The 2,595-nt window shown below is 44.4% G+C and carries 4 protein-coding genes; 3 read left to right on the top strand and 1 reads right to left on the bottom strand.

Annotation, left to right across the window (positions count from 1 at the left end; translation table 11 throughout):
• Positions 1-140: 140 nt before the first annotated feature.
• Positions 141-968: a YaaW family protein gene (locus tag IM322_RS07310; RefSeq protein ID WP_287676304.1), complete on the bottom strand. Its 828-nt coding sequence runs from the start codon at positions 966-968 to the stop codon at positions 141-143.
• A gap of 97 nt (positions 969-1,065) precedes the next feature.
• On the opposite strand from IM322_RS07310, the gene IM322_RS07305 reads away from it, so the two are divergent.
• From IM322_RS07305 to IM322_RS23245, 3 genes are all read left to right on the top strand, one after another.
• Positions 1,066-2,043: an NAD(P)/FAD-dependent oxidoreductase gene (locus tag IM322_RS07305; RefSeq protein WP_287676303.1), complete on the top strand. Its 978-nt coding sequence runs from the start codon at positions 1,066-1,068 to the stop codon at positions 2,041-2,043.
• 65 nt (positions 2,044-2,108) lie between these two features.
• Entirely contained in the window at positions 2,109-2,363 is a 255-nt protein-coding gene (locus IM322_RS07300; RefSeq protein WP_286825667.1) for a DUF7219 family protein, read from the top strand.
• 186 nt (positions 2,364-2,549) lie between these two features.
• Positions 2,550-2,595: helix-turn-helix domain-containing protein (locus IM322_RS23245; protein ID WP_353737100.1), on the top strand; the 46-nt coding region annotated here is incomplete at its 3' end.

Below are 2,595 nucleotides of genomic sequence, written 5' to 3'. Positions count from 1 at the left end.
TGAAATGGGGCGAAAGTCTGTGGACTCTGTGTAAGACAGTACATGGTTTTTTAACTGTGGTATGCGACGGTGGTGGAAGCAGAAACTTAAATCGTGAGGTTTAGGAATCGCCGCACTTTTAGGGCGGCGAGGATGTCAAGCTAGGCAGGTTGCCAACAATCCTCACGAGTCAGACGAATTTGGGCAAGGGCAAAAATAGTCGGGATAATCCGGCCGTAGTCAGTGGCGATCGCTTTCCAACCGAGATCAGCAATAAACCAACCCCATAGAGCCGGTCCTACCAAACTTAACACGGTTCTGACCGCTCCATAGCGGGCTGCCGCCCTAGTCATGCCCTGTTTAGCCGTTTGTAGGGCGATTTGATTAACAATTGCCCCACCCTGGACTACGGCCGTTTTTGCCCCTTGATAGCGGACAAAATGAAGAGCGAACTGCCCGGCGATATGTTTGAGCAGAATCGGTTTCAGGATAGAATTAATGGCGATGACGCTACTGCCTTTGAGGACTATATCGAGGGGATTGTGTTGTAGGTGAACCGGTAAGGGTTGGGGAGTGTGGGAATCCGCGAGCGCTTTTTGAATTTGAATCGAGAGGGATTTTTGTTCCGATGGGGGGAGACGTTTCCAAGCTTTGTTAACGAGGTGAAGATAGATTTCCGCTTCAATTTCCGTTGTCGGCATTTTTTGGGAGTAGGGAACCTTGAGGAAATGACAGACACGGACTAGAATTTGACGATAACTAACTTTTTCAGTTTGACCTTTTAACACTGTCACACCATCGGCAGCCAAATAACGAAAACGATCCTCGACGCTATCTAACCAACTATCCCAATCTTGACTTTGAACGGCGATTGCGTCCGGCGCTCGTAGATAATCGAGAGGGTTAAAACGACGGCAAAAGAGGATGTTAGTGATTTGCTGTAGTTCCTCCTCGGTGGCTAACTCCAAAGCTGTGCGTAATTCGTCCAATGTGGTTTGTCCTCCTGGTCCCCAATAATCAACTTAGTTTCGCTAGTGCCGATTACTACTAATATTAACTCAAGGGTTTACAGGATTAGGAAGGCTAGTGACAAATTTTTCGATTAATGTTGGGATCATTGGCGCGGGTTTAGCCGGGTTAACCTGCGCTCGTCAGTTGTGCGATCGAGGTTATACTGTTAAGCTATTTGATAAGTCTAGAGGTATTGGTGGTCGTTTAGCCACGCGACGGGTTAATCGAGCTAATCAAGAGATGGCTGTGGATCATGGCTTGCCTTTTTTGACTATTCAGGGCGAAAAAACGGCGGCTTTAATTGATAATCTACTGAGAGAGAATATAGTTACTTCTTGGTTTGATTCTAGCTATGTTGCTCCTTCTGGCATCAATAGCGTGGCGAAATTTTTAGCTAAAGATTTAGAAATTGAACGAGATTTTCTGGTTACTCGTCTGGAAAATCGTCAAGAAAAATGGGTTTTAAACAATAACGGCCAAATTCGGGGAGAGTTTCCGGTGATTGTCTTGGCTATTCCCGCCCCGCAAGCAGCGTTATTGTTAGAAAACTCTCACATAACTACTATGCCAGAATTGCGATCGATCGTTTACGATCCCTGTTTAACGGTAATGGTGGGTTATGGCGATTCTTTACCCGCAGTTGCTCCCTCCACCGATATCGCTTGGTTAGGACTTGATAGCAGTAAACGGCAATCATCCCCTGATTATGTCTTTGTTGTGCATAGTAGTGGAGATTTTGCGGTTAAATATCTCGATAGCGAGGATTTAGAAGCAGTTAAGCTAGATTTGCTCTCTCGTGCTTCTTTGCCTCTCCCCGATTGGTCCTGGATTCACCGTTGGCGTTATGCTTTAGTCCGTCAGGGTTTAGCTGTACCCTGTTTAAGTGTTAATAGTCCTTTACCTCTAGTTGCCTGTGGTGATTGGTGTCAAGGAGGAGATTTATCGAGAAATTCTTCCCTAGAAACGGCCTTAACTTCCGGGATAGCGGCAGCTAATCAAGTTCAGCAGCTACTCTCTGAAGAATCTAGAGACAGGTTTAAATTCTTAGGTTAAGCTTGGATTAACAAAAGGTTAAATATATAATAATGTAGGTATCCTATACTGGGGGGTCGGTCACAATGGAAAAATTCAATTCTAAAGATAACTTTCTCTACCCTAAAACCAGCTACAGGGGTTTATTCACGCCACAAAATTTAGTTTTTAACGCTAATTTGCAGGAATTCGCCCTGAGAGTCTCTTTTATCGCTGGTTTACACACTGGGGGAAAGATTACCTCCACGGAAGCTTACGAGAAAATTAACCAGCTTTGGCAAGAGTTGAATGCCAGTCAAAAATTCCTACTAGCTAATCATTTTGAGGATCACGGAGATTGAGAGATGGGGGTTTTTCAGTGATCAGTAAACAGTAAACAGTAATCAGTATCTAAAGTGGCACAGTAACAAAAGTGGGTAAAGTAGTTCTTAGTCATCGAAAATTTTGGGTCTGAAACCCCGTCGTTCTACGACGGCTTTACCGTTAAATACTAGCGCATTTACCAAATATATGCTAGAATGTGAGACATGGAAAAAGCCTATTCGTTTCGATTTTACCCCACACCCGAACAAG

Origin of the sequence: Microcystis sp. M109S1 (assembly GCF_020247025.1) — a bacterium.
GTDB lineage: Bacteria > Cyanobacteriota > Cyanobacteriia > Cyanobacteriales > Microcystaceae > Microcystis.
This window is presented reverse-complemented; position numbering and strand designations above follow the sequence as displayed.